Source organism: Enterobacter sp. 120016 (assembly GCF_018383635.1).
Lineage (GTDB): Bacteria > Pseudomonadota > Gammaproteobacteria > Enterobacterales > Enterobacteriaceae > Enterobacter > Enterobacter asburiae_D.
Window position 1 is genome coordinate 67,503 of record NZ_JAHAWC010000012.1, and the last position, 26,356, is coordinate 93,858.

Genomic DNA, 26,356 nt, shown 5'->3' on the forward strand with positions numbered 1-26,356 from the left:
GTATTTAGAACGTCATACTCAACTGGGCCCCTGCGCCCCAGGTTTCGTCTTCACCGTACAGGCCCATCAGGTCTACATGAACGGTACTGAACGGCGCAAAACCGACACCGCCGGTAAAGACATTGCTGTCGTTACCCTTCACGTCCGCGCGATAACCCGCACGCACCGCCAGCCAGCTGAGTGGCGTAACCTCGGCACCGACACCCACGTACTGCGACGTGTCTTCGCTCTTGAAGCCTTTGGTTTCCGTCAAATCGCCATCGGCGGTCAAGGTCACCAGATCGTTGTGCCAGGCGGCACCGGCGGTTACCAGCGGACGGATCTGGTAGGTATCTTTATAGCTCACCACTTCTCCCGTACGGCCGTTGCGGATACGGATATCTTTGGTGTCGATATCGCGCGACATCAGGTTTTGTCCGCTCACGCCGACCGTCCAGTGTTCGCCGAAATCTGCCGCAATACCGGCATCGACGTTAAAGCCCGTGTCGTCCGTACGGTAGCGGCTGTCGTTCCACTTGTTACTGTCGTAATCGTAGATTGAGGTGGTGTAGTTATAGACCCAGGTTTTTTGCAGTTTTGGCGTCACGCCCACGGAAACCGGGACGCCGCCGAGGTCAAACTGACGGGCAACGGCAACACCATAGTCGGACACAATCGCCGCCCGGCCAGACGCCGTTGAGTTGAGGTTTTTAGTGATCTGATCCGTACCGTTCAGCGCAGCGTCCAGGGCAACACCGGCAGCCACCACATTGCTTCGTTGAATACCGCGAAGATAATCAATATCTTGCTGATCGATAGACGAACTCACCCGGCCATGAGCATAGCCTTTCGCCATAAAGGCCACGGAAAGCACATCGTTAGGGATACTCACGGCAAGCCCTGCACCTGCCGTCGCGCGTGCGGTTTTGCCCTTGAGATAGTCCAGCTCATCGGCCAGATCTTTGGCCGCGCCCTGGAATTGATTAATGGAACCTAACGGATTGGTAATAATCTCTCTTGGCGTGAGGCCATCAACCACATCCTTGTAGTGATTAATTTTGTCGTTGATGTTATCAATCTCGTCCTGAAGATTGTCTTTATCCGTTACCTGTACGCCAACGGACGGCAAAATGACCGTCACATCATCATCCGGTTTTGCCTTTGCCAGCAACGCGGGGTTGATTAACGCCCCGCTACCATAGCTCCCGGAGGCAACGCCAGTGCCCCCCATTGCGTCACTCCGTGATTCTGTCCAGGTATTGGCTGCTCCCGCCTGATTTGCCATAAACAAGGAAACAGCGATACTAACCACCGAAAATTTAAAATTTTTTTTCACAGTATGCCCGTTATAGTCTGTTATGAAATAACCCCTGTCTGTTATCACCCAAACAGGAACGAACTATTGCTGTGAATAAGTAGTAAAAGACCCGCTATTTCTATCCCTAAGTAAAACTCCCTTACGGCCTGTTATATTTTGTGACGGCCCTCAATATTTATAGAAGAGGAAATTATTTTTTCCCAGGTTTTCCATCATGCGGTCCAAAAAACTGGGGTGGGTGGTCTACCCAGCGATCCTCTCGGGTAGCGGCATATACCGGATTGAGGGGATAGTAGATGCGATTGTGCTTCTTGTTGGCCTCGCCTATGACCAGCAACCGCACCTCTTCCTCCGTATTGTTAATAAAGGTATGGCAGATACCGGTTCCGGCAGGAAACCCCACGCTGTCGCCCGGTTCAAGTTTCCATAAATAGCCATTAATCCACGCCTCTGGATAACCTTCGAGAACATAAATGAACTCTTCTTCATCGCTTTCCGCATGCGGATAGGACGTTCTGCGCCCGGGCGGCAAACGCTCATGATGGATGCCAATGCGCCCAAGCCCAAGCTTGCGAGCCAACGGGGCGCCGATAGAAAAAAGCTCATCGCTATCTGGATAGGTCGAATCATCCGCGCCTTCAACGTCGCGCCAGTGCCGAATACAGTCAGGTTTTTTCATTGTTTATTTCCCGGTTTGTAATGGGTCAGGTATAGCACAGACTGGCGGATCTCGGTGTTTTTACCAGAACATGATAAAGTGGGGGTTTTCCGTCCTATAACATCCGGGGTGCTACATGGATAAGTCCACAAAAGAGCTGTTAGCGCAGGCCGAAAAGCTGTGCGCCCAACGCAATGTGCGCCTGACTCCGCAGCGCCTTGAAGTCTTACGTCTGATGAGCCTGCAGCAGGGTGCTATCAGCGCCTACGATCTGCTCGACCTGCTCCGTGAAAGCGAGCCGCAGGCGAAGCCACCGACGGTGTATCGCGCCCTGGATTTCCTGCTGGAACAAGGATTCGTGCATAAGGTTGAATCCACCAACAGCTATGTGCTGTGCCATCTGTTTGATCAGCCCACCCACACGTCGGCGATGTTTATCTGTGACCGCTGCGGCGTGGTGAAAGAAGAGGCTGCGGAAGGCGTGGAAGATATTATGCATACGCTGGCGGCGAAAATGGGTTTTGCCCTGCGTCATAACGTGATTGAAGCGCACGGGCTGTGCTCTGCCTGCGTGGAAGTGGAAGCCTGTCGCCATCAGGACGCTTGCCAGCACGACCACTCAATTCTTGTGAAGAAAAAGCCGCGTTAACGGCAAAAGAAAAGGCGGCTTAGAGCCGCCCTGTGGGTTATTCAGCGTTACCAGCGGTAGTCGTTACGGGTTTCCCAGTCTTTGACTTCGTTTTCCGCCTGATCTTTCGCATAGCCGTAACGTTCCTGAATTTTACCGACAAGCTGATCGCGTTTACCTTCAATGACGGTCATATCGTCATCAGTCAGCTTACCCCACTTTTCTTTCGCTTTACCTTTGAACTGCTTCCAGTTGCCGCCGATTTCGTCTTTATTCATCATCGTGTCCTCTTAGTTAAGCGTCGGGTCGTAACGTCCGTTACGTTCTTTTCTGCTGGACGTGATAATTATTGTAGTTAAGGATTCGGCAGTTGATTTCATATTCGGAATCTTTAACCGTCACGATATATCGTGGCGCGAGGGAAACCAGGTATTGTTTTGCCAGTGGCGGTGCCAGATAAAAGCCAGCGATATCCCTCGCAGCGAGAGGAAAACGGCCAGGGCCAGCCACAAACCGTGATTACCCAGCCAGGGAAGCGTCAGCAGCGTCAGGCCAAACCCTGCCGCCGCGACCGCCATGCTGTTGCGCATTTCCGCTCCGCGCGTCGCACCAATAAACATGCCGTCCAGCAGATAACACCAGACGCCGACCACCGGTAAGATGACTTGCCAGATGAGATAGTGACTCGCCAGCTCGCGCAGCGCAGGGATAGACGTCAGCAATGCCACGATCTGCTCACCCAGGCAGGCGTAAACCAGGCCGAACGCCAGCGCCACCAGTCCCGACTGACGGCAGGCTGCCCGCCAGACGTCCCGAAGCTGCCCGCTTTCGCGCGCACCGTACGCCTGCCCGGAATGCGCTTCTACCGCATAGGCAAAACCGTCCAGCGCGTAGGCGGTAAAGGTCAGTAGCGTCATCAACACCGCGTTGACCGCAACGATTTCTGGCCCCAGTCGAGCCCCGAAAACCGTCAGCGCGCCGAAGCAAAGCTGAAGCAGCAGCGAGCGCAGCATGATGTCACGATTAAGTGCCAGCAGCTTACGGATATTGCCGCGCCATGCGGTTTTGAGCAGCGCCAGGGAGATGCCGCGCATCGCCAGCACGCGCCAGACCATCCACAGGCCAATAATAAAGGTTCCGTACTCGGCAATCGCCGTCGCCAGCGCCGCGCCCTGCACGTTCATATGTAGGCCCATTACCAGCCAGACATCCAGCACAATGTTGATAAGGTTGCCTACCACCAGCAAAATGACCGGCGCGCGTGCGTACTGAACGCCCAGTAGCCACCCCAGCAGAACCAGGTTTGCCAGCGAGGCGGGCGCGCTGAGCCAGCGGATTTCAAGGAAACGTCGCGCCTGCGCCAGTACCGCCTCGCTGCCGCCAACAACATGGAGCGCAAGGTCGATAAGAGGCGCACATAATAAAACGATTAACAGCCCCGCGCCAAGCGCAAGGATCAGCGGCTGCACCAGCGCGCGCGCCAGACGCAGCGGATCTTTTGCACCATAAGCCTGTGCCGTGAGTCCGGTGGTGCTCATGCGCAAAAAGAGCAGCAGCATAAACAGGAAGCTGGTCGCCGTCGCGCCAATCGCCACGCCGCCAAGATAAACAGGCGAATCAAGGTGACCAATAACGGCAGTATCGACCAGACCGAGCAAGGGAACGGTAATATTGGAGAAAATCATCGGCAGAGCAAGACGCCACAATGCCTTATCGGATGCCGTCAGCAGTGACATGAAAAATACCGGGAGTGGAGAATGAAGCAGGCTACAGCGGCGCCATAGCCTGTCAGGAAGAGGTTACAGCCATTCGCCGTTGCGAATGACCCCAACCGCCAGTCCTTCGATAGAGAAGTTGTGTTCGCGGAGATCGACCACAATCGGGGAGAACTCGTTGTTTTCAGGCAGTAGCTGAACGGTGTTCCCCTGTTTTTTCAAACGCTTGACGGTGACTTCATCATCAATGCGTGCGACAACCACCTGGCCGTTACGCACGTCCTGCGTTTTGTGCACCGCAAGCAGATCGCCGTCAAGAATGCCGATGTCTTTCATCGACATACCGCTGACGCGCAGCAGGAAATCAGCGCTCGGTTTGAACATGGCTGGATCAACCTGGTAATGGCCTTCAATATGCTGCTGTGCCAGTAAAGGCTCACCGGCAGCAACACGCCCCACCAGCGGAATGCCCGTCTCTTCTTCCACCAGCAGGCGGATACCACGTGACGCGCCTGAAACAATCTCAATCACGCCCTTACGCGCCAGCGCTTTGAGGTGTTCTTCGGCAGCATTCGGAGAACGGAAGCCCAGACGCTGCGCGATTTCCGCACGCGTGGGTGGCATACCCGTCTGGCCGATATGATCCCGGATGAGATCAAACACCTCTTGCTGCCTGGTCGTTAACGCTTTCATTCCGCCCCCTGGGTGTATATACAGTTATGCTGTGAGTATATACAGTCAAAGGCGATTTTGGAACCAAAAACTGCACAAAAAACCAGGGACTTAATTATTCCTCGAGGCTCATCGGAAATGTGACCAAAGCAGCGTGACCCAGGTGATAACGGCAGTGATAATCGCCAACAACACGGCAGCAGAGCCCATGTCTTTTGCGCGGCCAGAAAGCTCGTGGAAATCTGAACCAATGCGATCAACAACGGCTTCAATAGCGCTATTAAGAATTTCCACTATCATCACCAGAAGCACGGAACCGATAAGAAGTACGCGGGTAATAGCATCAACATCAAGGAAACAGGCGATGATCACCGCGATGATAGCGGCGACGCCCTCCTGGCGAAAGGCGGCTTCGTTGATCCACGCGGCACGGAACCCTTTCCATGAATAGCCGGCGGCTTTGATGATACGCGTTAACCCAGTGGTATTATTGGCCATTAAAAGAACCTTTTATGAAAAAAAGCGTCAGTAACAGGAACTGTAGCGCGTTTCGCTACAGCCTGAAGTATGACGGGTAACAACAGAAATTTTGCGCGCTTTCTGTTATCCTTGCGCCGCAATTGCATTATTAACCAGAGGCTTTACATCGTTTATGTCCGGCTGGCCACGAATTTACTACAAATTACTTAATTTACCATTAAGCATCCTGGTAAAAAGCAAGTCTATCCCAGCAGAACCCGCGCTGGAATTAGGGCTCGATACGTCGCGTCCTATTATGTACGTTTTGCCTTATAACTCGAAGGCAGACTTACTGACGCTTCGCGCCCAGTGTCTGGCGCATGACTTACCTGACCCGCTTGAACCGCTTGAAGTTGACGGCACTTTACTACCGCGCTATGTGTTCATTCACGGCGGGCCGCGCGTGTTTACCTACTACACGCCAAAAGAAGAGTCCATCAAGCTGTTCCATGACTATCTCGACCTGCACCGCAGCAACCCCGATCTGGATGTGCAGATGGTGCCGGTATCGGTGATGTTTGGTCGTCGCCCGGGCCGTGAAAAAGGCGAAGAGAACCCGCCGCTGCGCATGCTTAACGGCATCCAGAAGTTCTTCGCGGTCTCCTGGCTGGGACGCGACAGCTTTGTGCGTTTCTCCCCTTCCGTTTCGCTGCGTCGAATGGCGGACGAGCACGGCACCGACAAGATCATCGCGCAAAAACTGGCGCGCGTGGCGCGTATGCACTTCGCCCGCCAGCGCCTGGCTGCCGTAGGGCCGCGTCTCCCGGCGCGTCAGGATCTGTTCAACAAGCTGCTGGCCTCCAAAGCGATCGCCCGCGCCGTTGAAGACGAAGCGCGCAGCAAGAAAATATCGCATGAGAAAGCCCAGCAGAACGCCATTGCGCTGATGGAAGAGATTGCAGCGAACTTCTCTTACGAGATGATTCGCCTGTCCGATCGCATTCTCGGCTTTACCTGGAACCGCCTCTACCAGGGCATCAACGTTCATAACGCCGAGCGTGTACGTCAGCTGGCGCATGATGGCCATGAGATCGTCTATGTTCCCTGCCACCGCAGCCACATGGACTACCTGCTTCTTTCCTACGTGCTCTATCATCAGGGGCTGGTACCGCCGCACATTGCAGCCGGTATCAACCTGAATTTCTGGCCAGCAGGTCCGATTTTCCGCCGCCTGGGCGCCTTCTTTATCCGTCGTACCTTCAAGGGCAACAAGCTCTACTCCACCGTGTTCCGCGAGTATCTGGGCGAGCTGTTCAGCCGCGGCTATTCCGTGGAGTACTTCGTCGAGGGTGGTCGCTCCCGTACCGGACGTCTGCTCGATCCGAAGACCGGCACGCTGTCGATGACCATTCAGGCGATGCTGCGCGGAGGAACCCGTCCAATCACGCTGGTGCCAATCTACATTGGCTATGAGCACGTGATGGAAGTGGGCACGTACGCCAAAGAGCTGCGCGGTGCGACCAAAGAGAAAGAGAGCCTGCCGCAGATGCTGCGCGGCTTAAGCAAGCTACGCAATCTCGGTCAGGGCTACGTGAACTTCGGCGAACCGATGCCGCTGATGACGTACCTGAACCATCACGTTCCCGAGTGGCGCGAATCCATCGATCCTATCGAAGCGATTCGTCCAGCCTGGCTGACGCCAACGGTCAACGGCATCGCGTCCGAGCTGATGGTGCGCATTAACAACGCCGGTGCGGCTAACGCCATGAACCTGTGCTGTACGGCGCTTCTGGCTTCGCGTCAGCGCTCGCTGACCCGTGAACAGCTCACGGAGCAGCTGGATTGCTATCTGGACATGATGCGCAACGTACCGTATTCCGTTGATTCAACCGTGCCTTCTGCTACCGCCAGTGAGCTTATCGATCACGCGTTGCAGATGAACAAGTTTGAAGTCGAAAAGGATACGATCGGCGACATCATCATTCTGCCGCGCGAGCAGGCAGTGCTGATGACCTACTATCGCAACAACATCACCCATATGCTGATGCTGCCGTCGCTCATGGCGGCCATCATCACCCAGCATCGCCGTATCTCGCGTCAGGAGCTATTGCGTCACGTTGATACGCTCTACCCGATGCTGAAAGCGGAGCTGTTCCTGCGCTGGAGCAAGGATGAGCTGGCAGCCGAGCTGGATAAACTGACGGAAGAGCTGCGTCGTCAGGGGCTGATTACCGTCTCGAACGACGAGCTGCACATCAATCCGTCACGCTCCCGCACCCTGCAACTGCTAGCGGCCGGCGCGCGCGAAACGCTGCAGCGCTACGCCATTACGTTCTGGCTGCTGAGTGCGAACCCGTCTATCAACCGCGGTACGCTGGAGAAAGAGAGCCGGACGCTGGCACAGCGCCTGTCCGTTCTGCACGGCATTAACGCCCCTGAATTCTTCGACAAAGCGGTCTTCAGCTCCCTGGTTCTGACGCTGCGTGACGAAGGCTTTATCAGCGATACGGGCGATGCCGAGCCGGAAGAGACGCTGAAGGTATACCAGATGCTGGCAGAGCTGATCACCTCGGATGTGCGTTTGACGATTGAGAGCGCGACGCAGGGCGAGTGATGTGAAAAAGCCGGGTGGTGGCTTCACCTGACCCGGCCTGGCGTTCTGCATAATATAAAGGCCCGGTAAGCGGTAACGCTACCGGGCCTTATTTTTGAGCCTTGTTAAATCACCGCATTCAGCTCAGCAGCGTAAAGGCAATCATCCCGACAATCGCACCCGTCGTGCCGAGGATGGTTTCCATCAGCGTCCAGGTTTTCAGGGTTTGCGCTTCGGTGGCACCGGTAAATTTACCGAACAGCCAGAAGCCTGCGTCGTTAACGTGAGAGACCACAATCGAACCGCCCGCGATACAGATAGACAGCGCGGCCATCTGCGCACCGGAGTAGTTCAGCTGTTCAATCACCGGCATCACCAGACCCACGGCGGTTAAACACGCCACGGTTGCGGAACCCTGGATGATACGCACCGCCGCGGCCAGTACGAAGCAGGTTACCGCAATCGGCAGGCCCATCCCGGTCAGCGCTTTGCCCAGAGCCGGCCCCACGCCGGAATCCACCAGCACCTGCTTGAACACGCCGCCGGCACCGATCACCAGCAGGATAATACCCGCAGGCTGCAGCGCGGCACCGCAGATCTCCATCACCCGGTCTTTTGGCATCCCCTGACGCATCGCCAGACCGTAAATCGCCACCAGACAAGCCACCAGGATCGCCGTGAACGGGTGACCGATGAACTCGAACCATTCGTAGGCGCTGGAACCCACCGGCACAAAGCGCGCGGCGATGGTTTTCAGACCCACGAGAACCAGCGGGAGCAGGATCAGCGACAGGCTGAAGCCGAAGGACGGCATTTTGCCCTCGCCCAGGTGCGGCTCGGTGACGTCATCCGGAATGTGCAGCTCAACGTAACGGCTGATGAAGTTGCCCCACAGCGGACCGGCAATAATCATCCCCGGAATTGCCGCGCACAGGCCGATCAGGATCATCCAGCCAAAGTCAGCGTGCATCTGGGACGCCAGCAGCATCGGCGCAGGCCCAGGCAGCAGAAACGCTGCGGCCGCCGCCACGCCCGCAAACAGCGGAATAACCAGCTTCACGAGGTTAGTGCCGGTATGGCGCGCCATGGAGAACGCGACGCTTATCAGCAGCACAACGGCCACTTCGAAGAACAGCGGCAGCGCGCAAATCAGGCCAGCCAGGCCAATCGCGTAGTGCGCACGGCTGTGGCCGAAGGATTTCAGCATCTTGACGGCAATCTGGTCGACCGCGCCCGTCTCGTGCAAAATCTTGCCAAACATCGCGCCAAGGGCCACCACAATCGCCAGGAAGCCCAGCGTACCGCCCATCCCTTTTTCCATCGTCGCGGCGATCTTGTCGAGCGGCATACCGGAAAAGAGACCTGCACCTATAGAAACCACCATCAAAGCAACAAAAGCGTGCATACGCGCCTTCATCACTAAAAACAGCAGCAGCAATACGGAACCCACTGCTGTCAAAACTAGCGTTAATGTACTCAAAACTTACTGCCTTTTATTAATGACCTCGATGGTGCTGGCAACAACACCTTCCAGTGACTGATCGATATCAACCACTAAGACGTCTTTCTCATCTTCACCCGGCTCCTGCAGCGCTTCGAACTGCGTCACCAGCATCTGGGTTTTGAAGAAGTGACCTTTACGCGCCTTCAGACGGCTTTCAATCACCTCGAAATCCCCTTTCAGGTAGATGAAAGAGAGGTTCGGGTTGCCGTCGCGCAGCAGGTCGCGATAGGTTTTTTTCAGCGCAGAGCAGACGATCAGGGAGACTTTGTTAGTGCGCTGCATAGCGAACGCGGCGTCATTCAGCGCCTGCAACCACGGTTTGCGGTCGTCGTCGTTCAGCGGCTCGCCGGAGGCCATTTTCATGATGTTACTGCGCGGATGGAGGAAGTCGCCATCAAGGAACGCAGCCTGGAGTTGATGCGCCACTTCGCTGGCTACGGCTGATTTCCCGCTACCGGAAACGCCCATCAGGACGTAGACGTGGTGATCGTGATTAGTCGTGCTCAAAGGGTGTCCCTCAGTCAATTGTTACGGGTAACAGTTATCGGTAACATTGTCCTGCCGGGGCAAAAGAGAAGCAATATCCAAACGTGCGCGAAGTGAATAAGTGTGAGCTACTTCAAATTTGTCAGTTCAAATAGATCCACCCGGTGACAAGGTGAAACCTAAATCTAACATTTTCGGGGTAACCGTCTCGCCACGAATGCGCGCCAGCAGGCGTTCTGCGCCAATGCGGCCCATACGTTCACGCGGGGTCAGGACGCTCGCCAGACGCGGCTCCATCACCTGGCCGATGTCGTGGCCGTGGAAACCGGCAATCGCCATATCGTCCGGGATCTTAAGCCCCAGACGCTGACACTCAAACGCCGCGCCGACCGCAAGGTCATCGTTGGTGCAGAAAATACCGTCCAGTTGCGGATACTCGCGTCGTGCCTGACGCATCAGCTCAGTACCCGACGTATAGGAAGAGGACTGCTCCACCATCACGCTGTACGGGGTTAAGTTCGCGTCGAGCATCGCCTGCTCGTATCCCTTCTGTTTGATGATAGTACGTTCATCCAGACGCGCACCCAGATAGGCGATATGACGATGCCCACGGGCGATGATGGCCGCCGTCATCTGGCGCGCCGCTTCGAAGTTATCGAACCCAACGGCGATGTCGAGGCACGGCGACTGGCTGTCCATCAGCTCCACCACCGGGATACCGGCCACTTCGATCATTTTGAGCGTGCGGGCAGTGTGGGTACGTTCGGTTAAAATCAGGCCGTCGATGTTCCAGGAAAGCATCGATTCAAGACGCTCCTCTTCCAGTTCCGGCTTGTACCCGTAGTGGGCGAGCATGGTCTGATAGCCAAAAGCATCGGTGACGCTTTCGATTCCTCGTAATACTTCGGCGAAAACCTGGTTGGTCAGGGAAGGAAGCAGGACGCCCACCGCACGGCTGGTCGCATTGGAGAGAATATCGGGTGCGCGGTTGGGGATATAACCCAGTTCATCAAGGGCAGCGGCAATCTTGCCACGTAACGCCACGGAAACCTGCTCCGGGTTACGTAAAAAACGGCTGACCGTCATTTTGGTCACACCGACGCGATCGGCGACATCCTGAAGTACGGGGCGTTTCTTTTTCATCGTCCTGAGAAATCTTGAAGTGAGAGATTTGCTCAGTTTATCACGGACAAAGCTCAACCTTCCCCGTTTAAAGGGAAGGTTGAGTAATTATTTATACCGGCGGCAGGTCAAACAGCAGGATTTCACTTTCGCTGTCGGCGTGCACGGAGAGCGCCTGCTCATCCCAGATGGCCAGACCATCGGCGGTGGTTGCTTTGGTGCCGTTGATGGACACTTCACCTTTCACCACCTGGATCCAGACGCGGCGGTTGGCGGCAATCTGATGGACAGACTGTTCGTCTTTCGCCAGCGCCCAGCGGTACAGCTCCATATCCTGATGCACCTTCAGGGAACCTTCACGCGCATCCGGGGAGAGCACCAGCTGTTTGCCCTGTTTCGCGTCGAAGCGGCGCTGCTCGTAGCGCGGCGTGATGCCGGTCTCTTCTGGAATGATCCAGATTTGATACAGGTGCAGTTTTTCCGTTTTGCTCGGGTTGTACTCGGAGTGACGCACCCCGGTACCCGCGCTCATAATCTGGAACTCGCCCGCCGGAACCTGCTCTTTGTTACCCATGCTGTCCTGGTGCTCAACCGCCCCTTCCAGCACATAGGTCAGGATTTCCATGTCTTTGTGCGGGTGGGTACCGAAGCCCTGGCCTGCATCAATCACGTCGTCGTTAATCACGCGCAGTGCAGAGAAGCCCATGAAGTTCGGGTCGTAGTAGTCGGCAAACGAGAATGAATGCCATGAGTCCAGCCAGCCATGATTCGCGTGACCACGTTCGTTTGCTTTGCGTAAGTAGATCATTGTTTCACCCTCAGTTCGTTTCGATGGATTAAGTGTGGACGCAAACCGCCTGGGATCATAGAGGGTGAAAATTGACTCCTCTGTTCAAAAATTATGAACAAGCGCAGAGGAGTGGTTTTTGCTTATTTCGCGAGGGTTATCGTGGCAGGAGAAGCCTGCTCGAAGGCCCGTTCAAGGATTTCCAGGTTGGTAAGAACGTCAGATTCCTTGACGTAATTCGGCGCGCCGGCTGTGAGGGTTTCATACAGCGCATCGTAGACGCGGCCATAGTCACCCACTTCCGGTTTCAGCTCCTCCCTGACCGTTACGCCCTCATCGTTAACGTACTCCAGCTCGCCCACGGAATCATCCGCCGCAAAGCCTAGCTCGCCCGGCATGATGTTGGCCTTAAGGCTGGTCTCCTGCTGGTCGATGCCGTACTTAATGAACGATCCTTTATTACCGTGAACGATAAATTTTGGGTAGTCGATTTTCACCAGATGGCTGGTTTTGACGATGGCTTTCAGGTCGCCGTAGAACAGCTGCGCTTCAAAGGTGTCGTCCGGGTTGGCTTTATTACGCAGGCTGCGGATGTCATACGCCACGTGGTCCGGTCGGCCAAACAGGGAGATGATCTGGTCCATGGTGTGCACGCCCAGACCATAGAACGAGCCGTCCTGCGGCAGGCCGGGCTGAGTTTCCGCGACCGGACGGTAGTAATCGAAGTGGCTTTCGATTTCCACGATATCGCCCAGTTTGCCGCTTTCAATCGCCTTTTTCGCCGTCAGGAAGCAGCTGTCAAAGCGACGGTTCTGATATGGCGTAACGGTCAGGCCTTTACTTTTCGCCAGCGTGAACAGTTCCTTCGCTTCGGCGATAGTCGGGGGTGAACGGCTTTTCTACCAGCACGTTTTTGTCCGCTTCGAGCGCGCGTCTCGCGTAGTCGAAGTGGCTGTCGGCGTGCGTGCAGACGACAACCAGTTTGACCTGCGGGTCGTTAAGCACTTCATCCAGATCGCTGGTGAAATGGATGTGGGAATACTGTGGGGATTGCTCTTCCGGCTTCGCGCGGCGGCGATAGATATGGGCCACGTGCCAGCTGTCTTTACGGTTGAGAACATACGGCAGGTGGTAGCGGGTCGTACTTTTACCAAATCCAATAAATGCGCAATGTAGTGTCATAGCTCAGTCCTTTTGGAAGGTTACTGAGTCTAACCATAACAAAAAAAAAGCCAGCTAGAAGCTGGCTAAAGTAATACTGGAAGCAATGTGAGCAATGTCGTGCTTTCAGGTTCCCGTAGGGGTCTTCCTGAATGCAAAGCAATAATAATCATTCTCATTCGCACTTGTCTACTTTTTTTTGCAAAAAATAGCGGTTGACTCAAATTTTAAAGTCATTGATGTTGAAAGGGACATTTAACTGACTGAGGAACAAGGAATGAGTGAGATAGTGATACGCCACGCTGAATCGAAAGATGCCGAAGCTTTACGCCAGAACTACATGCATCCGGGGGTGTATCACGACACGCTACAGCTACCTCATCCTTCCCTTGAGTACTGGCAAGATCGCCTTATAGCAAAACCCGGGCAAAGACGACTGGTCGCCTGCATTGATGAACAGCTCGTTGGCGATCTGATGCTTCAGGTGGAAGCCAGCCCGCGACGCAGCCATGTGGCAACGTTCGGTATCAGCGTTGCGGCGCACGCTCAAGGGCGCGGCGTCGGGAGCGCGCTCATGCGCGAGATGATCAACCTGTGCGACAACTGGATGCGCATCGAACGTATAGAGTTAACGGTTTTTGCCGATAACCCTGCTGCACTGGCGCTGTACCGGAAGTTTGGCTTTGAAATCGAAGGCACCGGCAGGAAATTTGCCCTGCGCAACGGCGAGTATGTGGATGCGTATTATATGGCGCGGATGAAGTAGTTTGTTGCCCTCACCCTAACCCTCTCCCACAGGGAGAGGGAATGAAACACGTAGGCCGGGTAAGGCGAAGCCGCCACCCGGCAACACATCAATACCCCGCCGACAAATCATCCACCGAACGCGGGTCCGACGCGCCAAACAGCGCCCCGTCCGGCCCCACCATAATGCTCTGGGTGCTGCCCATCGCCTCTTTCACCGCCACCTTTTGACCGCGCTGTTCCAGCAGCTTGATGGTATCCGGGCTAAAGCCCTTCTCGACGCGCAGTTCATCCGGCAGCCACTGGTGATGGAAACGCGGCGCGTTGGTCGCTTCGGCGACGTTCATCCCAAAGTCGATGCTGTTCACCACCATTTGCAGTACGGTGGTGATAATACGGCTGCCGCCAGGGCTGCCGGTCACCAGCCAGGTTTTCCCGTCTTTCACGACAATGGTGGGCGACATGGACGACAGCGGGCGCTTCTTCGGCCCGACGGCATTCGCATCGCCGCCGACCAGCCCGTAGACGTTCGGTACGCCCGGCTTGGCGGAGAAGTCATCCATCTCGTTGTTCAGCAGAATGCCGCTGTTGCCCGCCACAATCCCGGTGCCGAAGGTGGTGTTGAGCGTATAGGTCACCGCCACCGCGTTACCGTCTTTATCCACCACCGAGAAGTGGGTGGTCTGGTTGCTTTCGTACGGCGCCAGCTTGCCAGGGCGGATCTCGCTCGACGGTTTGGCCTTGTTGATGTCGATCTGTTCCGCAATGGATTTGGCATACGCCTTGTTGGTCAGCGCCTGCCACGGCACCTTCACGAAGTCCGGATCGCCGAGATATTCCGAACGGTCGGCGTAGGCGCGTTTTTCCGCTTCCGCCATCACCTGCATGGCGTCCGCGCTGCCGAAGCCGAACTTGTGCATATCGAAGTTTTCAAGAATATTGAGGATCTGCACGATGTGGATCCCGCCGGAGGACGGCGGCGGCATGGAGAAGACCTCGTAGCCGCGATAGGTGCCGCTAATTGGCTCGCGCTCCACCGCCTTGTATTCCGCCAGATCCGCTTTGGTGATGAGCCCGCCGTTCTTCTGCATCTCTTCCGCAATCTGGTCGGCAATCGCCCCTTTGTAGAAGGCGTCCGGACCGTGCTCCGCAATCAGCTCCAGGCTTTTGGCGAGGTTCTTCTGCACCAGCTTGTCGCCCTTCTTCAGCGGCTCACCGTCTTTCCAGAAGATAGCCTTGCTGTTTTCATGATTCGGAATAACTTCGCTGCCGTAGGTCTTGAGATCGTCCGCCAGAGCGTCATTTACCACAAAGCCGTCGCGCGCCAGCTTGATGGCAGGCTGCACCACCTTGTTCAGCGGCAGGGTGCCGTATTTCTCCAGCGCCAGCGAGAAGCCCGCGACGGTACCCGGCGTGCCGGTGGCGAGATGCGAGGTCAGAGATTTTTTGCCGTCAGGGTTACCCTGGTCGTCGAGGAACATATCGCGGGACGCCTGGGAAGGCGCCATCTCGCGGAAGTCGATGGCCGTCGTTTTGCCGTCTTTGGTGCGCAGCATCATAAAGCCGCCGCCGCCCAGGTTACCCGCCTGCGGATGCGTTACCGCCAGCGCATAGCCGACGGCGACCGCTGCATCCACCGCGTTTCCGCCCTGCTTGAGAATATCGACGCCCACTTTTGTTGCCAGCGCATCCACTGACGCCACCATGCCATGGGTTGCCCGCACGGGATGAAAAACATCTTCCTCCACGCCGTAAGAGACCGGAGGCGCCGCTGGCGGGTTGGCCGCCACGCTAAATGTACCGCCAGCCATCAGCGCGGCGATGGCAACCCAGCGCAAAAACGTTGGTTTCATCATTATTGTTCTCCAGGTGAAGGGATCCATATTCCCCGCTTAAGCCTGGTTCACAACTCCTAAAAAATCATCGTCATGGTGAAATCAGGGTAAACTTAAGAGAGACCTCAAAAGGAGGAAATGACAATGAAACGCTTGATGATTCTTGCGGCGCTGATCCCGTTTGCCGCGCTCGCACAGCCACTCAACACCATGAACAATCCCAACCAGCAGGGTTATGTTATCCCGAGCCAGCAGCGTATGCAGACCGAGATGATGAGCCAGCAACAGCAGCAGAAAGGGATGCTTAACCAGCAGCTTAAAACGCAGACCCAAATGCAGCAGCAAAGCCTGCAAAATCAGATGAACGCCAACACCCAGCGCGTGCAGCAGGGGCAGGTGCGCGAGCAGCCGCTGCCGAATAAAAACGGCGGGATGTTAGGGGGGATGACGTCGTCAGGCAGCGGACAGCAGCATATGCTGCCGCCGCAGTCGAATGGCAGTATGCTTAATCCGCAGAACTAAAGTTCGGGCCGATCAGGTCAATTGCATCGGTACAGATGCTGTCCACGCCCCAGCGCAGCAGCTCGGCTGCACGCTGGGGTTTGTTAACGGTGTAGACCAGAATATGCAGACCCGCGTCTTTCAGCATCTTCACCCGCGCCTCATCCAGCAGCCTGTGATTGAGATGGATAGAAACGCACGCTAAGCGCGTCGTCAGCTCGCGCCAGTCCTCGCGCCACTCGTCAAGCAGCAGCCCGCGCGGCAGCTCCGGCACGGCCGCCTGTGCCGCTTCCAGCGCGTCAATTTCAAACGAGGAGAGCAGCGGCGCGGTCATCCCGTCCCACAGCTCGCGCGCGGCGAGGGCAATCACTTTGCCCGTCAGCGGCCCGGTGCCGGTGGTCGGTTTGATTTCGATATTGGCCATCATGCCGTGCTGGCGGCAGCGGTCCGCCACGTCCGCCAGCAGCGGCAGCGGTTCGCCTTTGAATTCGCCGCTGTACCAGCTTCCGGCGTCCACTTTCAGCAGATCGCGCCACGGCAGCTCGCCCGCCACGCCCCAGCCGTTGCTGGTGCGCTCGAGGTTATCGTCGTGCAGCAGAAAAATTTCGCCGTCTTTCGACAGCTTGGCGTCGAACTCGATCATCGTGTGACCGTAGCGCGCGCCAACGTCAATCGCCGCCAGGGTGTTCTCCGGCGCCAGCTTACCGCCGCCCCGGTGGGCGACGACGTGGGGATAAGGCCAGTTGCTCATACTCGTTGTCCTGTTTCACCGTCAAACAGGTGCAGATGGTTTTCCGGCAGGTGCAGCCACAGCGTACTGCCTGCCTTAGGGCGCTCCTGATGTGCCAGGCGCACCACCATTTTTTGCTCGCCCCAGCGCCCGTGCGCCAGGTTATCTGCACCCAACATCTCCAGCGTGTCCATCACCAGCGGCACGCCGCCGTCCGCCTGAGAGGTTAAAGCAATATGCTCCGGGCGGATACCGAGCGTCATCTTACGCCCGGCGTAGCCACGATAGTACCAGTTGATCGGCAATGCCATCCCGCTTTCCAGCTCAAAATGCGTGCCTGTGCTGCTGATACGCCCTTCCAGCAGGTTCATTGCGGGGCTGCCGATAAAGCTCGCCACAAAGCGGGTGGCCGGTTTCTCGTACACCTCCACCGGAGTGCCAATCTGCTCGGCGATGCCTTTGTTCATCACCATCACGCGCTGGGCGAGGGTCATGGCTTCGACCTGATCGTGGGTCACGTACAGAGAGGTGGTTTTCAGACGACGGTGCAGCTGCTGCAGCTCAAGACGCATCTGCACCCGCAGCTTGGCGTCGAGGTTAGAGAGCGGCTCGTCGAACAGGAATACCGCCGGATCGCGCACGATGGCGCGCCCCATCGCCACGCGCTGTCGCTGGCCGCCGGAGAGCTCGCGCGGGCGCCGCTTGAGCAGGCCGTCCAGCTCGAGAATGCGCGCCGCCTCTTTCACCCGCTCGTCGATATGGCCTTTGCCCATGCCGCGGATTTTCAGCCCCCAGGCCATGTTCTCTTCCACGCTCATGTGCGGATAGAGGGCGTAGTTCTGGAACACCATCGCGATGCCGCGGTCTTTGGGTTCCATTTCGGTAACGCGCTGGCGGTCAATCCAGATATCTCCGGACGTCACGCGCTCCAGACCCGCCACCATGCGCAGCAGGGTGGATTTGCCGCAGCCGGACGGGCCGACCATCACGATAAATTCCCCCTCCGCCACGTCGAGCGTCAGCGGCTGAATCACCTGGGTTTTGCCGTCCCAGCTTTTGGTTACTGCCTGAAGTTTTAAACCTGCCATCTTATTTCTCGCTATCGACCAGGCCACGGACAAACGCACGCTGCATGGCTAAAACAATGACTACGGGTGGGATAAGGGTGAGCAGCATTGCCGCCATCACCTGGTTCCAGAGGGTGGTGCCTTCGCCGGTGGCGATCATGCCTTTGATGCCCGCCACGGCGGTGCCGAGGTTGACGTCCTGAATAATCAGCAGCGGCCACAGGTACTGGTTCCAGCCGTAGATAAAGGTGATCACAAACAGCGCCGCAAGGTTGGTTTTCGACAGCGGCAGCACGATGTCGCGGAAGAAGCGCATCGGCGACGCGCCGTCGATGCGCGCCGCTTCAATCAGCTCGTCCGGCAGAGTCATAAAGAACTGACGGAACAGGAAGGTGGCGGTCGCCGAGGCCATCAGCGGCAGGGTTAAGCCCGCATAGCTGTCGAGCATCTTCAGGTTGGCGATCACCTCCACCGTCGGGAAGATACGCACTTCCACCGGCAGCATCAGGGTAATAAAAATCATCCAGAAGAAGAGGTTACGCAGCGGAAAGCGGAACCAGACGATAGCGAAGGCCGAAAGCATCGACACCGTAATTTTGCCGACCGTAATGCCAAACGCCATGATGAAGCTGTTGAGCATCATCAGCCAGAACGGCGCGCTGTTGGCGCCCACGCCCTGGGTCCAGATGGTCTTCATGTTCTCGAAAAGATGCCCGCCTGGGATCAGCGTCATCGGCGTGTCGAACACCGCTTTGGTGTCCAGCGTGGCGGCGACGAACGCCACGTACAGCGGGAAGAGGATGACGATAATCCCTAAAATCAGCATGGTATGGCTGAAAATCGTCAGCCCGCGACGGTTCTCAATCATTGGTAGCGCACCTTACTTTCGACATAGCGGAACTGCACCACCGTGAGGATGATGACGAGGAACATCAGCACGACGGACTGTGCGGCAGAGGCAGAGAGATCCAGACCGGCGAAGCCTTCGCGGTAGATCTTATAGATAAGCGTCGTTGTCGCCTGCACCGGGCCGCCTGCGGTCGCCGCGTCGATCACCGGGAAGGTGTCGAAGAAGGCGTACACGAGGTTAACCACCAGCAGGAAGAAACTCACCGGGGCGATCAGCGGCAGCGACAGTCTGAAGAAACGACGAATGGGCCCTGCGCCGTCGATTGCCGCGGCTTCCACCAGCGAGCGCGGAATGGACTGCAGCGCGGCAAAGAAGAACAGGAAGTTGTAGCTGATCTGCTTCCACACCGAGGCGAACACCACCAGGAACATCGCCTGACCGCTGTTCTGGGCATGGTTCCAGTCGTAGCCCAGTTCGGCCAGGAAATGGGTAATCAATCCGCGCCCCGGGTTAAACAGGAATATCCACAGCACGGCGGCGACGGCGGGAGCCACGGCGTACGGCAGCAGCATCAGGGTCTGATAAATACGGCTGCCGCGCACCACGTAGTCCACCAGCGCGGCGAAAAACAGCGAGGCAACCAGACCGCTGACGGTCACCAGCGCGCTGAACTTCATCGTCGTCCAGAAGGAGTCCAGGTAGTAGCTGTCATGGAACAGCGCGGTGAAGTTGTCCAGGCCCACAAACTGGCTGGACAGCCCAAAGGGATCGACGCTTTGTACCGAGTACCACAGCGCTTCGCCCGCAGGCCAGATAAAGAAAATAACGGTGATGACCAGCTGCGGCGCGACCAGCAGATACGGCAGCCAGCGGGAACGGAACACCGGACGGGATGATGACATTGAGATTTGGTTCCTGAACAATGCCGGGTGGCGGCTACGCCTTACCCGGCCTACATGGGGCACGTCGTAGGCCCGGATCGCTACGCGTCACCGGGCATTTTTTTACGATTTGGTCGACTGCTCAAAGCGGCGCAGCAGCTGATTTCCGCGCTCTACCGCAGAGTCCAGCGCCTGCTGTGGCGTTTTCTTCCCGGTCCACACGCTTTCCAGCTCTTCATCTACGATGGTGCGGATCTGCGGCATGTTGCCCAGACGCAGGCCCTTGGTGAACGGCAACGGCGGCTTGTTCAGCATCTGACGCGTCGCAATGTCCGCCCCTGGGTTCTTGCTGTAGAAGCCCTGCTCGCGGGTCAGGTCGTACGCGGCTTTGGTGATCGGCAGGTAGCCGGTCTTCTGGTGCCACTCGGCGGCGTTTTCAGGCTTGGCCAGGAAGTCGAGGAACTCGGCTACGCCTTTGTAGGTGCCCTTGTCTTTACCCTGCATGACCCACAGGCTCGCCCCGCCGATAATGGCGTTCTGCGGCGCGCCCTTCACGTCAGCGTCATACGGCATCATGCCCACGCCGTAGTTGAATTTGGCGTAGTGACGGATATCCGCCAGCGAGCCGGACGAGGCGGTGGTAATGGCGCAGTCGCCGTTGTAGAACTTCTCGGTGGATTCGTCTTTACGCCCGAAGTAGCTGAAGTCGCCCTTCTTGTTCAGATCGGCAAGCAGCGCGATGTGCTTCACCTGCTCCGGCTTGTTGAACTCCAGTACCGCATCGGTGCCGTCGAAGCCGTTGTTTTTGGTCGCCACCGGCAGGCCGTGCCAGGCGCTGAAGTTTTCAATCTGGATCCAGCCCTGCCAGCCGCTGGCGTAGCCGCACTTCATCCCCGCCGCCTTCAGCTTCGCGGTGTACTCCGCCAGGTCCTGCCAGGTTTTTGGCGGCTGCTCCGGGTCTAAACCGGCTTTTTTGAAGGCGTCTTTGTTGTAGTACAGCACCGGTGTAGAGCTGTTAAACGGCTGGGACAGCAGATGGCCGGTTTTGGAATCCGTGTAGTAACCCGCGACGGTCGGCACGAACTGCGATTCGTCGAAGTTGATGCCCGCGTCTTTGAACACTTCATAGACCGGCTTGATGGCTTTGGAGGCCATCATGGTGGCGGTGCCCACTTCATAAACCTGTAACAGGGCCGGCGCGTTGCCGGTACGGAAGGCGGCGATGCCCGCGCTCAGGCTCTGCTCGTAGTTGCCTTTGTACACCGGCACAATTTTGTAATCCGGGTGGGTGTCGTTGAAACGCTGCGCCAGGGAGTCAACTTCTTTACCCAACTCCCCTTCCATTGAATGCCAGAACGGAATGGTGGTGACAGCCATTGCGTTCGTCGCAAAAGCCAGACCCAGTGCCAGACCCAAAGCTGTGTGTCGTAACGATGTCATTGTCATCTCTCTTATTGTGCCGGATGCGCGATATCACGCGTTTTATGCTCGCGAGGTAACATGACATGCTCGAATTACAGAAAAATAACTGTTTGTTTACAGATAAATGACAGCCAGGCGTCAGGGGGATGATGGTTGTGTGAAGGGGGTTGGGGGTGTGGTTTAGGTGCGGTCTGGTGCCCTCACCCCAGCCCTCTCCCACAGGGAGAGGGAGCAAACACTAAAAAAGGCAACTTGCGTTGCCTTTTGCTTTTACCTCGTGCGGTCTGGTGCCCTCACCCCGCCCCTCTCCCACGGGGAGAGGGAGAAAAGCATGTAGGCCCGGTAAGCGCAGCGCCACCGGGCGATACAGACGGCTCAGCCGCCCAAATACGCGCTCCGCACCGCTTCGTTCGCCAGCAGCGCGTCGCCGGTATCCTCCAGCACCACGCGGCCGTTCTCCAGCACGTAGCCGCGGTCAGCGAGCTTCAGCGCCTGGTTGGCGTTCTGCTCGACGAGGAAGATGGTCATCCCCTCTTTACGCAGCTGCTCAATCGTGTCGAAGATCTGCTGAATGATGATCGGCGCAAGGCCGAGCGACGGCTCGTCCAGCAGCAGCAGGCGCGGCTGGCTCATCAGCGCGCGGCCAATCGCCAGCATCTGCTGCTCACCGCCGGACATGGTGCCCGCACGCTGGATGCGGCGCTCCCACAGGCGCGGGAAGAGTTCATATACCCACTTAATTCGGGTCTGGTATTCATCGCGGTGAGCGAAGAAACCGCCCATCGCCAGGTTCTCTTCCACCGTCATGCGGGAGAAGACGCGGCGCCCTTCCGGAACAATCGCCACCGCCTCGCGCATGATTCTGGCGGTCTGCCAGTCGGTAATGTCTTTACCATCGAACACAATCCGCCCGCTGGTGGCGCGCGGGTCGCCGCACAGGGTGCCGAGCAGCGTGGTTTTGCCCGCGCCGTTGGCGCCAATCAGGGTCACGATTTCACCCTGATTGATGTGCAGGCTGACGTCGTGCAGCGCCTGGATCTTGCCGTAGTGCGCGTTGACCTTGTCGAACGTTAACATCGCTTTTTCCATCTTATGCCTCACCCAGGTATGCGCGGATCACGTCCGGATTGTTGCGGATCTCTTCCGGCGTGCCGTTTGCCAGCGGCGTGCCCTGGTTTACCACGTAGATACGGTCAGAAATGCCCATCACCAGCTTCATGTCGTGCTCAATCAGCAGGATGGTGGTGTCGTGACTATCGCGCAGCTCGGCAATCAGCTCGTCCAGCTCTTTGGTCTCTTTCGGGTTGAGCCCTGCCGCCGGTTCGTCGAGCATCAGGATTTCCGGCTGCGTCACCATGCAGCGCACAATCTCCAGGCGACGCTGGTCGCCGTAGGCCAGGTTGCTCGCCTGACGGTTGGCGTGCTGCAGCAGGCCAATTCGGTCGAGCCAGGTGGCGGCGCGGTCAAGCGCTTCATCCTGCGCGCGGCGGAAGGCCGGGGTTTTCAGCAGGCCGGAGAACAGCCCGGTTTTCAGCTGCTGATGCTGTGCCACCAGCAGGTTCTCAATCACCGTCATTTCGCGGAACAGACGCACGTGCTGGAAGGTACGCACCACGCCCATGCGGGCAATCTGCTGGCCCGGCAGCCCTTCCAGATGCTGGTCGCGCAGCATGATGGTGCCGCCCGTCGGCTTGTAGAAACCGGTCAGACAGTTAAAGACCGTGGTCTTTCCCGCGCCGTTCGGGCCAATCAGGGAGACAATCTCTTTCTTGTGCAGATCCAGATTCACATTGTTGACCGCCAACAGGCCGCCAAAACGCATCATCAGACCGTTAACGGATAATAATGGCTGACTCATGCCTGCTCTCCTTTCGCTTGCCCGTTCTTCAGCTTCAGCTGTGGACGGGTCATCGGGAGCAGACCCTGCGGACGCCAGATCATCATCAGCACCATCAAACCACCCAGCATCAGCATGCTGTATTCGTTAAAGTCGCGCATCAGCTCGCGCGAGACCACCAGCAGGATGGCCGCGAGGATAACGGCGAACTGCGAGCCCATCCCGCCGAGCACCACAATCGCCAGCACGAAGGCGGATTCGGCAAAGGTGAACGATTCCGGGCTGACGAAGCCCTGACGTGCGGCAAACAGCGTTCCGGCGAAACCGGCAAACGCGGCGCTGATGGTGAACGCGGTCAGCTTGATGCGGGTCGGGTTCAGGCCAAGAGAGCGGCAGGCGATCTCATCTTCACGCAGCGCTTCCCACGCGCGGCCCAGCGGCATGCGCAGCAGGCGGTTAATCACGAACAGGGTAATCACCACCAGCAGCAGCGCCACCAGATAGAGCCAAATCACGCGGTCGGACGGGTCATACTTCACGCCAAAGAAGTTGCTGAAGGTATCCCAGCCGCCTTCGCGGGCGGTACGGCTGAACTCCAGGCCGAAGAAGGTCGGTTTCGGGATCTGGCTGATGCCGTTCGGGCCGCCGGTCACTTCGGTGTTGTTAAGCAGCAGGATACGGACGATTTCGCCGAAGCCTAAGGTCACAATCGCCAGGTAGTCACCGCGCAGGCGCAGCACCGGGAAGCCAAGCAGGAAGCCCGCCGCGGCAGAAACCAGCCCCGCCAGCGGCAGGCAGGTCCAGAAGCCGAGACCGTAATAGTGGTTCAGCAGCGCGAAGGTGTAGGCACCGATGGCGTAGAAGCCACCGTAGCCCAGCACCAGCAGGCCAGAGAGCCCCACCACCACGTTCAGACCGAGGCCGAGAATCACGTAGATCATGGTCAGAGTGGCGATATCCACGGTGCCGCGAGACACCACAAACGGCCACGCCACGGCGGCCACCAGCAGCGCCACGAGGAACAGCTTCTGCTTAACGGTAGAGCCGTCGATTGCCGGCAGGACGAATTTCGGCCCGGAGACGTTTTTCAGCGTTTTCTGGAACAGCGGACGCAGCAGCTGGAACAGGAACACCACGGCCGTGCCGATAAACACCCACTGCCAGCGGATGTCGGGGGCGGTATCCACCACCAGTTTCGTGCCGTCCAGACCTAACTGGACGCCCATAAAGACGCCCGCCAGCACGAAGAACATGGCGGCAGAGAGCAGCGCCATTGCAAAATGCATCGGTTTCATACTTTCTCTACCTCCGGACGGCCCAGAATACCGGTAGGCATCACCAGCAGAACCAGAATCAGCAGGGCAAACGACACCACGTCTTTATATTCCGTGCTCAGGTACGCCGAGGAGAGCGCTTCCGCCACGCCCAGGATCAGGCCGCCGATCATCGCGCCCGGAATACTGCCGATACCGCCCAGAACCGCCGCGGTGAAGGCTTTCATCCCGGCCATAAAGCCGATGTACGGGTTGATCACGCCGTAGAACTGGCCGAGCAGGACACCCGCCACCGCCGCCATCGCTGCGCCAATCACGAAGGTCAGGGCAATCACGCGGTCGGTGTTGATGCCGAGGAGACTCGCCATCTTCAGGTCTTCTGCGCAGGCGCGGCAGGCGCGTCCCATACGCGAGTAGCGGATGAACAGCGTCAGGGCGAGCATCGCAATAAAGGTCACGACCCAGATAACCAGCTGCATGGTGGTGATAGTGGCCGCGAAGTTTTCGCTGGCCCCCACAATCCACTGGCCGTTAAACAGGCTTGGCAGCGCCACGTCGCGCGAGCCTTCGGTCAGGCTGACGTAGTTTTGCAGGAAGATCGACATCCCGATCGCGGAAATCAGCGCAATCAGACGCTTGGAGCTGCGCACCGGCCGGTAGGCCACGCGCTCAATGCTCCAGCCGTAGGCGCTGGCTATCACAATCGCGCCGACAAACCCGGCGGCGACCAGCAGCCAGCTGCTGTCGATGCCCATCATCATCAGGGCGGCGATAATCATGAAGGAGACGTAGCTACCGATCATGTACACCTCGCCGTGGGCGAAGTTGATCATGCCGATAATGCCGTAAACCATCGTATAGCCGATGGCGATCAGCGCGTAGGTGCTTCCCAGCGTAACGCCGTTAAACATCTGCTGCAGGAAATAGAGAAACTGCTCGGACATATGCAAACCTTTTTATACCCGCCCGTCATGCCGGGCGGTGGGATAATTATTTGGCGGCCGAGGACGAACCGTCGGCGTGCCACTTAAAGACACCAAACTCAAATCCCTTCAGATCGCCTTTCTCATCCCAGTTCAGCGGCCCAATCACGGTGTTCGCCCCGTGTGCTTTTAAATCTTTCACCAGATCCAGCGGCTCTTTGCTGCCGGAGCGATCCAGCGCGGTGGCCAGAGACTGTACGGCCGCATAGGTGATCCAGACGTACGGACCGCTCGGATCTTTCTTCTGCGCCTTGAGCGCATCCACAATAGCCTTGTTGGCCGGATCCTGGTCATAGCGTTTTGGCATCGTCACCAGCATGCCTTCAGCAGAATCCCCCGCGATGTTTGACAGGGAGGCATTGCCCACGCCCTCTGGCCCCATAAACTGGGTTTTCAGGCCGGTGGCGCGCGCCTGACGCAGCATCTGGCCCATCTCCGGGTAGTAGCCGCCGTAGTAAACGAAGTCGATGTTCTCTTTTTGCAGACGGGCGATCAGCGCGGAGAAGTCTTTCTCGCCTGCGGTAATGCCGTCGAAGAAGACGATGTCCGCGCCGCCTTTTTTCAGGCCGTCCTGTACGGAGCGCGCCAGACCTTCGCCGTACTGCTGTTTGTCGTGAATAATGGCAATGCGCTGTGGCTTAACGGTCTCGAGGATGTATTTGGCGGCGGTGGGGCCCTGCGAGGAGTCCAGACCGGCGGTACGCATGATGTGCTGATAGCCGCGCTGGGTCAGTTCCGGATTCGTTGCGCCTGGGGTGATCATCAGGATGCCTTCGTCTTCGTAGATATCAGACGCGGGCTGGGTGGAGGATGAACACAGGTGGCCGATCACATACTGGATACCGTCGTTGACGATTTTGTTGGCGACCGCGACGGCCTGTTTTGGATCGCAGGCGTCGTCATATTCCACGCCCACCAGCTTGTCGCCCTTGATGCCGCCCTTGGCGTTGATGTCTTTAATGGCCTGGCGCGCGCCGTTGAACTCCATGTCACCCCACTGGGCAACAGGGCCGGACATCGCACCCACGACCGCAACTTTAATGTCCTCCGCCATAGCGGCATGCGAGATCGACAGTGCGACCATCCCCGCGATTAACGTCTTCGCGTTCCTTTTCATCTCTGAATCCCCATTCGTGATGTCGTGTTTATA

At 57.5% G+C, this 26,356-nt stretch carries 25 protein-coding genes and 1 pseudogene; 4 read left to right on the forward strand and 22 right to left on the reverse strand.

Features of this window, described 5'->3' with window-relative positions; all coding sequences use genetic code 11:
* Window positions 1-4: 4 nt before the first annotated feature.
* Both KIF87_RS16725 and KIF87_RS16730 read right to left on the reverse strand, forming a co-directional pair.
* Window positions 5-1,315, reverse strand: coding sequence for a conjugal transfer protein TraF (locus KIF87_RS16725; RefSeq protein WP_159515328.1), 1,311 nt, complete (start codon window positions 1,313-1,315; stop codon window positions 5-7).
* 172 nt (window positions 1,316-1,487) lie between these two features.
* Window positions 1,488-1,976: a cupin domain-containing protein gene (locus KIF87_RS16730; protein WP_213329680.1), complete on the reverse strand. Its 489-nt coding sequence runs from the start codon at window positions 1,974-1,976 to the stop codon at window positions 1,488-1,490.
* A 115-nt stretch (window positions 1,977-2,091) separates the two neighbouring features.
* On the opposite strand from KIF87_RS16730, the gene zur reads away from it, so the two are divergent.
* On the forward strand, window positions 2,092-2,604 hold the full coding sequence (gene zur, locus KIF87_RS16735) for a zinc uptake transcriptional repressor Zur (protein ID WP_008503369.1): 513 nt from the start codon (window positions 2,092-2,094) through the stop codon (window positions 2,602-2,604).
* Between the two features lie 47 nt (window positions 2,605-2,651).
* On the opposite strand, the gene KIF87_RS16740 is transcribed toward zur, so the two are convergent.
* From KIF87_RS16740 to KIF87_RS16755, 4 genes are all read right to left on the reverse strand, one after another.
* Window positions 2,652-2,861, reverse strand: coding sequence for a CsbD family protein (locus KIF87_RS16740; protein WP_024906712.1), 210 nt, complete (start codon window positions 2,859-2,861; stop codon window positions 2,652-2,654).
* A gap of 120 nt (window positions 2,862-2,981) precedes the next feature.
* Complete coding sequence (dinF, locus tag KIF87_RS16745) at window positions 2,982-4,319, reverse strand: MATE family efflux transporter DinF (protein ID WP_213329682.1); 1,338 nt, start codon at window positions 4,317-4,319, stop codon at window positions 2,982-2,984.
* 63 nt (window positions 4,320-4,382) lie between these two features.
* Window positions 4,383-4,991 (reverse strand): transcriptional repressor LexA, encoded by a 609-nt coding sequence (gene lexA / locus KIF87_RS16750; protein WP_024906710.1) that lies wholly within the window; start codon window positions 4,989-4,991, stop codon window positions 4,383-4,385.
* 108 nt (window positions 4,992-5,099) lie between these two features.
* The gene (locus KIF87_RS16755; RefSeq protein WP_023334158.1) at window positions 5,100-5,468 is read right to left on the reverse strand and encodes a diacylglycerol kinase; all 369 of its coding nucleotides are present in this window, start codon (window positions 5,466-5,468) and stop codon (window positions 5,100-5,102) included.
* Between the two features lie 154 nt (window positions 5,469-5,622).
* On the opposite strand from KIF87_RS16755, the gene plsB reads away from it, so the two are divergent.
* On the forward strand, window positions 5,623-8,043 hold the full coding sequence (plsB, locus tag KIF87_RS16760) for a glycerol-3-phosphate 1-O-acyltransferase PlsB (protein ID WP_213329684.1): 2,421 nt from the start codon (window positions 5,623-5,625) through the stop codon (window positions 8,041-8,043).
* A gap of 118 nt (window positions 8,044-8,161) precedes the next feature.
* On the opposite strand, the gene gntU is transcribed toward plsB, so the two are convergent.
* The 5 genes and pseudogenes from gntU to KIF87_RS16785 form a co-directional block, all read right to left on the reverse strand.
* Entirely contained in the window at window positions 8,162-9,502 is a 1,341-nt protein-coding gene (gene gntU / locus KIF87_RS16765) for a gluconate transporter (RefSeq protein WP_213329686.1), read from the reverse strand.
* 3 nt (window positions 9,503-9,505) lie between these two features.
* Window positions 9,506-10,033, reverse strand: a complete 528-nt coding sequence (gene gntK, locus KIF87_RS16770) for a gluconokinase (RefSeq protein WP_008503362.1) — start codon at window positions 10,031-10,033, stop codon at window positions 9,506-9,508.
* 126 nt (window positions 10,034-10,159) lie between these two features.
* Entirely contained in the window at window positions 10,160-11,155 is a 996-nt protein-coding gene (gene gntR, locus KIF87_RS16775; RefSeq protein WP_213329688.1) for a gluconate operon transcriptional repressor GntR, read from the reverse strand.
* 91 nt (window positions 11,156-11,246) lie between these two features.
* Window positions 11,247-11,942 (reverse strand): pirin family protein, encoded by a 696-nt coding sequence (locus KIF87_RS16780; protein ID WP_000639796.1) that lies wholly within the window; start codon window positions 11,940-11,942, stop codon window positions 11,247-11,249.
* 122 nt (window positions 11,943-12,064) lie between these two features.
* Window positions 12,065-13,103, reverse strand: a pseudogene (locus KIF87_RS16785) (oxidoreductase).
* Between the two features lie 256 nt (window positions 13,104-13,359).
* Here KIF87_RS16785 and yhhY point away from each other — a divergent pair.
* Complete coding sequence (gene yhhY / locus KIF87_RS16790; protein WP_213329690.1) at window positions 13,360-13,848, forward strand: N-acetyltransferase; 489 nt, start codon at window positions 13,360-13,362, stop codon at window positions 13,846-13,848.
* 88 nt (window positions 13,849-13,936) lie between these two features.
* On the opposite strand, the gene ggt is transcribed toward yhhY, so the two are convergent.
* Complete coding sequence (gene ggt / locus KIF87_RS16795) at window positions 13,937-15,682, reverse strand: gamma-glutamyltransferase (protein ID WP_213329692.1); 1,746 nt, start codon at window positions 15,680-15,682, stop codon at window positions 13,937-13,939.
* 123 nt (window positions 15,683-15,805) lie between these two features.
* Here ggt and KIF87_RS16800 point away from each other — a divergent pair, with 123 nt between their 5' ends.
* A complete protein-coding gene (locus KIF87_RS16800) occupies window positions 15,806-16,183 on the forward strand; it encodes a DUF2756 family protein (protein ID WP_126787127.1) in 378 nt (125 codons plus the stop codon).
* On the opposite strand, the gene ugpQ is transcribed toward KIF87_RS16800, so the two are convergent.
* From ugpQ to livK, 10 genes are all read right to left on the reverse strand, one after another.
* Window positions 16,167-16,913, reverse strand: coding sequence for a glycerophosphodiester phosphodiesterase (gene ugpQ, locus KIF87_RS16805; RefSeq protein WP_213329694.1), 747 nt, complete (start codon window positions 16,911-16,913; stop codon window positions 16,167-16,169). The genes KIF87_RS16800 and ugpQ overlap by 17 nt on opposite strands.
* Entirely contained in the window at window positions 16,910-17,980 is a 1,071-nt protein-coding gene (locus tag KIF87_RS16810) for a sn-glycerol-3-phosphate import ATP-binding protein UgpC (RefSeq protein WP_213329696.1), read from the reverse strand. The genes ugpQ and KIF87_RS16810 overlap by 4 nt, the downstream gene beginning before the upstream one ends.
* A 1-nt stretch (window position 17,981) precedes the next feature.
* A complete protein-coding gene (ugpE, locus tag KIF87_RS16815) occupies window positions 17,982-18,827 on the reverse strand; it encodes a sn-glycerol-3-phosphate ABC transporter permease UgpE (protein ID WP_028015153.1) in 846 nt (281 codons plus the stop codon).
* Window positions 18,824-19,711: a sn-glycerol-3-phosphate ABC transporter permease UgpA gene (ugpA, locus tag KIF87_RS16820; protein ID WP_023310026.1), complete on the reverse strand. Its 888-nt coding sequence runs from the start codon at window positions 19,709-19,711 to the stop codon at window positions 18,824-18,826. The genes ugpE and ugpA overlap by 4 nt, the downstream gene beginning before the upstream one ends.
* Window positions 19,712-19,813: 102 nt before the next feature.
* Window positions 19,814-21,130 (reverse strand): sn-glycerol-3-phosphate ABC transporter substrate-binding protein UgpB, encoded by a 1,317-nt coding sequence (gene ugpB, locus KIF87_RS16825; protein WP_213329698.1) that lies wholly within the window; start codon window positions 21,128-21,130, stop codon window positions 19,814-19,816.
* A 357-nt stretch (window positions 21,131-21,487) separates the two neighbouring features.
* Window positions 21,488-22,201, reverse strand: coding sequence for a high-affinity branched-chain amino acid ABC transporter ATP-binding protein LivF (gene livF, locus KIF87_RS16830; protein ID WP_008500102.1), 714 nt, complete (start codon window positions 22,199-22,201; stop codon window positions 21,488-21,490).
* Between the two features lies 1 nt (window position 22,202).
* Window positions 22,203-22,970, reverse strand: coding sequence for a high-affinity branched-chain amino acid ABC transporter ATP-binding protein LivG (gene livG, locus KIF87_RS16835; protein ID WP_023310024.1), 768 nt, complete (start codon window positions 22,968-22,970; stop codon window positions 22,203-22,205).
* Window positions 22,967-24,244 carry a branched chain amino acid ABC transporter permease LivM gene (livM, locus tag KIF87_RS16840; protein ID WP_047345614.1) on the reverse strand — a complete coding sequence of 426 codons (1,278 nt, stop codon included), beginning with the start codon at window positions 24,242-24,244 and terminating at the stop codon, window positions 22,967-22,969. Before livM ends, livG begins: the two co-directional genes overlap by 4 nt.
* Window positions 24,241-25,167 carry a high-affinity branched-chain amino acid ABC transporter permease LivH gene (gene livH, locus KIF87_RS16845; RefSeq protein WP_047646901.1) on the reverse strand — a complete coding sequence of 309 codons (927 nt, stop codon included), beginning with the start codon at window positions 25,165-25,167 and terminating at the stop codon, window positions 24,241-24,243. The genes livM and livH overlap by 4 nt, the downstream gene beginning before the upstream one ends.
* A 46-nt stretch (window positions 25,168-25,213) precedes the next feature.
* Window positions 25,214-26,323: a high-affinity branched-chain amino acid ABC transporter substrate-binding protein LivK gene (gene livK / locus KIF87_RS16850; RefSeq protein WP_213329700.1), complete on the reverse strand. Its 1,110-nt coding sequence runs from the start codon at window positions 26,321-26,323 to the stop codon at window positions 25,214-25,216.
* Window positions 26,324-26,356: the final 33 nt, after the last annotated feature.

What these genes read in the sequence shown, in the direction of transcription:
- KIF87_RS16730 (WP_213329680.1), bottom strand. Translation starts at nt 1,976, where the DNA reads ATGAAAAAACCTGACTGTATTCGGCACTGGCGCGACGTTGAAGGCGCG.
- zur (WP_008503369.1), top strand. Translation starts at nt 2,092, where the DNA reads ATGGATAAGTCCACAAAAGAGCTGTTAGCGCAGGCCGAAAAGCTGTGC.
- KIF87_RS16740 (WP_024906712.1), bottom strand. Translation starts at nt 2,861, where the DNA reads ATGAATAAAGACGAAATCGGCGGCAACTGGAAGCAGTTCAAAGGTAAA.
- dinF (WP_213329682.1), bottom strand. Translation starts at nt 4,319, where the DNA reads ATGTCACTGCTGACGGCATCCGATAAGGCATTGTGGCGTCTTGCTCTG.
- lexA (WP_024906710.1), bottom strand. Translation starts at nt 4,991, where the DNA reads ATGAAAGCGTTAACGACCAGGCAGCAAGAGGTGTTTGATCTCATCCGG.
- KIF87_RS16755 (WP_023334158.1), bottom strand. Translation starts at nt 5,468, where the DNA reads ATGGCCAATAATACCACTGGGTTAACGCGTATCATCAAAGCCGCCGGC.
- plsB (WP_213329684.1), top strand. Translation starts at nt 5,623, where the DNA reads ATGTCCGGCTGGCCACGAATTTACTACAAATTACTTAATTTACCATTA.
- gntR (WP_213329688.1), bottom strand. Translation starts at nt 11,155, where the DNA reads ATGAAAAAGAAACGCCCCGTACTTCAGGATGTCGCCGATCGCGTCGGT.
- KIF87_RS16780 (WP_000639796.1), bottom strand. Translation starts at nt 11,942, where the DNA reads ATGATCTACTTACGCAAAGCAAACGAACGTGGTCACGCGAATCATGGC.
- yhhY (WP_213329690.1), top strand. Translation starts at nt 13,360, where the DNA reads ATGAGTGAGATAGTGATACGCCACGCTGAATCGAAAGATGCCGAAGCT.
- ggt (WP_213329692.1), bottom strand. Translation starts at nt 15,682, where the DNA reads ATGATGAAACCAACGTTTTTGCGCTGGGTTGCCATCGCCGCGCTGATG.
- KIF87_RS16800 (WP_126787127.1), top strand. Translation starts at nt 15,806, where the DNA reads ATGAAACGCTTGATGATTCTTGCGGCGCTGATCCCGTTTGCCGCGCTC.
- ugpQ (WP_213329694.1), bottom strand. Translation starts at nt 16,913, where the DNA reads ATGAGCAACTGGCCTTATCCCCACGTCGTCGCCCACCGGGGCGGCGGT.
- KIF87_RS16810 (WP_213329696.1), bottom strand. Translation starts at nt 17,980, where the DNA reads ATGGCAGGTTTAAAACTTCAGGCAGTAACCAAAAGCTGGGACGGCAAA.
- ugpE (WP_028015153.1), bottom strand. Translation starts at nt 18,827, where the DNA reads ATGATTGAGAACCGTCGCGGGCTGACGATTTTCAGCCATACCATGCTG.
- ugpA (WP_023310026.1), bottom strand. Translation starts at nt 19,711, where the DNA reads ATGTCATCATCCCGTCCGGTGTTCCGTTCCCGCTGGCTGCCGTATCTG.
- ugpB (WP_213329698.1), bottom strand. Translation starts at nt 21,130, where the DNA reads ATGACATCGTTACGACACACAGCTTTGGGTCTGGCACTGGGTCTGGCT.
- livF (WP_008500102.1), bottom strand. Translation starts at nt 22,201, where the DNA reads ATGGAAAAAGCGATGTTAACGTTCGACAAGGTCAACGCGCACTACGGC.
- livG (WP_023310024.1), bottom strand. Translation starts at nt 22,970, where the DNA reads ATGAGTCAGCCATTATTATCCGTTAACGGTCTGATGATGCGTTTTGGC.
- livM (WP_047345614.1), bottom strand. Translation starts at nt 24,244, where the DNA reads ATGAAACCGATGCATTTTGCAATGGCGCTGCTCTCTGCCGCCATGTTC.
- livH (WP_047646901.1), bottom strand. Translation starts at nt 25,167, where the DNA reads ATGTCCGAGCAGTTTCTCTATTTCCTGCAGCAGATGTTTAACGGCGTT.
- livK (WP_213329700.1), bottom strand. Translation starts at nt 26,323, where the DNA reads ATGAAAAGGAACGCGAAGACGTTAATCGCGGGGATGGTCGCACTGTCG.